Consider the following 2,644-nt stretch of genomic DNA (forward strand, 5'->3'; position numbering starts at 1 on the left):
GCACCAGACCGCCGGGCGTGCGGATCTCCACCGCGCCGTGCCGGGACACCGCGACGGTCACCCGCTCGGCCACCACCCGCCAGCCGCCGTCCTTGTCCGGCTCCAGCAGCGCCCGGGGATCGACCTCGGGCGCCCCTCCGGCCAGCGCGTACGACGGCTCCGGACCCGCCCCGTCCCAGCCGAGGAACACCGCCCCGCCGACCGCCACCACGATCCGCAGCTCCGAGCGCGCGAACCGGATCACCCCGCCGCCCGGCTGCGGCTCGGCGTCCCGCACCTGACCCGGCACTCGCGCCCGCTCCGAACCCCTCGGCGGCAGCCCCACGGCATCGCTGCGCCTGCGGTGCCAGGCGGCCCGCACCGCCCGCATCCCCCGCGCGGCGCGTCCCGCGCCGACCCCGCCCCACGAACGCACCAGGTCACGACCGTTCATGCTGCTCACCCTGTCACTGTGCGCGCCACGCGCGTGTGCCGTTCAACTGCCGTTCACCGTGGTGGGACCACATCGTTGACACACGCACCATGTGGGGGCGTGCCCTGGTGCCGAAGTCGATCACATGGCATCGTCCCTGTCAGCCCTGTCCCGCGCACCCCTCAGCCGTGCGCGGACGACGCAACGACGCGTACAGTCCGGGAGCCGCATCATGTCCACCGAGCATCCGCAGCCGCTCTGGCAGCCCACCGACGAGCGGATCGCCCGTGCCCGCATCACCCGGTTCCAGGCATGGGCCGCCGAGCACCACGGCGCCCCCGCCGAGGGCGGCTACCCGGCGCTGCACCGGTGGTCCGTGGCCGAGCCGGAGGACTTCTGGACGGCCGTCACCCGGTGGTTCGACGTCCGCTTCGCCACGCCCTACGCGCGCGTGCTCGGCGACCGCGCCATGCCCGGCGCCGAGTGGTTCCCGGGCGCCACCCTCAACTACGCCGAGCACGCCCTGCGCGCCGCCGACGACCGCGCCGACGAACCCGCGCTGCTGTACGTCGACGAGACCCATGAGCCCCGCCCGGTGACCTGGGCCGAACTGCGCCGCCAGGTCGGTGCGCTGGCCGCCCGCCTCCGTGACCTCGGCGTCCGCCCCGGCGACCGGGTCAGCGGCTACCTGCCCAACATCCCCGAGGCCGTCGTCGCCCTGCTCGCCACGGCCGCCGTCGGCGCCGTCTGGACCTCCTGCGCGCCCGACTTCGGCGCCCGCAGCGTCCTGGACCGCTTCCAGCAGGTCGAGCCCGTCGTCCTGTTCACCGTCGACGGCTACCGCTACGGCGGCAAGGAGCACGACCGCCGCGAGACCGTCGCCGAACTCCGCCGCGAACTGCCCACCCTGCGCGCCGTCGTGCACATCCCGCTGCTCGGCACCGACGCTCCCGAGGGTGCCCTGGACTGGGCCGGTCTGACGGCCGGCGACACCGAGCCGGTCTTCGAACAGGTCCCCTTCGACCACCCGCTGTGGGTGCTGTACTCCTCCGGCACGACCGGCCTGCCCAAGGCCATCGTCCAGTCCCAGGGCGGCATCCTCGTCGAGCACCTCAAGCAGCTCGGCCTGCACTGCGACCTCGGCCCCGAGGACCGCTTCTTCTGGTACACCTCGACCGGCTGGATGATGTGGAACTTCCTCGTCTCCGGCCTGCTCACGGGTACGACGATCGTCCTGTACGACGGCAGCCCCGGGTACCCCGACACCGGCGCCCAGTGGCGGATCGCCGAACGCACCGGCACCACCCTCTACGGCACCTCGGCCGCCTATGTCATGGCCTGCCGCAAGGCGGGCGTCCACCCGGCCCGCGACTTCGACCTCTCCACCGTCCAGTGCGTCGCCACCACCGGCTCCCCGCTGCCCCCGGACGGCTTCCGCTGGCTGCACGACGAGGTCCGCGACGACCTGTGGATCGCCTCCGTCAGCGGCGGTACCGACGTCTGCTCCTGCTTCGCCGGAGCCGTCCCCACCCTGCCCGTGTACACCGGCGAACTCCAGGCCCCCGGCCTGGGCACCGACCTCCAGTCCTGGGACCCCAGCGGCGCGCCGCTGGTGGACGAGGTGGGCGAGCTGGTCGTCACCAACCCCATGCCCTCCATGCCGATCCGCTTCTGGAACGACCCCGACGGCAGCCGGTACCACGGGAGCTACTTCGACACCTACCCCGGCGTGTGGCGGCACGGCGACTGGATCACCGTCACCTCACGCGGCTCGGTGATCATCCACGGCCGCTCCGACTCCACCCTCAACCGCCAGGGCGTCCGCATGGGCTCCGCCGACATCTACGAGGTGGTCGAGCGCCTCCCGGAGATCAAGGAATCCCTGGTCGTCGGCATCGAACAGCCCGACGGCGGCTACTGGATGCCCCTCTTCGTCCACCTCGCCCCCGGCGCCGTTCTGGACGACGCCCTGCGGGACCGCGTCAAGAAGGCCATCCGGGAACAGCTCTCGCCCCGGCACGTCCCGGACGAGATCATCGAGGTCCCCGGTGTCCCGCACACCCTCACCGGCAAGCGCATCGAGGTCCCGGTCAAACGCCTCCTCCAGGGCACCCCGCTGGAGAAGGCGGTCAACCCCGGCTCCATCGACGACCTGGCCCTCCTCGGCTTCTACGAACAACTCGCCCGCAAGCGCGCCTGACCCGCCTCAGCCCCCGTAGGTGGCCTCGGACT

General features: G+C 72.8%; 1 protein-coding gene and 1 pseudogene. One reads left to right on the forward strand and one right to left on the reverse strand.

Annotation, left to right across the window (positions count from 1 at the left end; all coding sequences use genetic code 11):
- A pseudogene (locus tag CCN33_RS29085) lies at positions 1-433 on the reverse strand (glycosyl hydrolase); the annotation flags it as partial.
- A 211-nt stretch (positions 434-644) separates the two neighbouring features.
- On the opposite strand from CCN33_RS29085, the gene CCN33_RS29090 reads away from it, so the two are divergent.
- Entirely contained in the window at positions 645-2,612 is a 1,968-nt protein-coding gene (locus CCN33_RS29090; RefSeq protein ID WP_086696352.1) for an acetoacetate--CoA ligase, read from the forward strand.
- Positions 2,613-2,644 lie beyond the last annotated feature (32 nt).

The organism is Streptomyces recifensis (genome assembly GCF_002154615.1).
In the GTDB taxonomy this organism is placed as follows: Bacteria; Actinomycetota; Actinomycetes; order Streptomycetales; family Streptomycetaceae; genus Streptomyces; species Streptomyces griseoluteus.

Excerpts from the sequence above, each read along its gene's own strand:
- CCN33_RS29090 (WP_086696352.1), top strand. The coding sequence starts at position 645 with ATGTCCACCGAGCATCCGCAGCCGCTCTGGCAGCCCACCGACGAGCGG.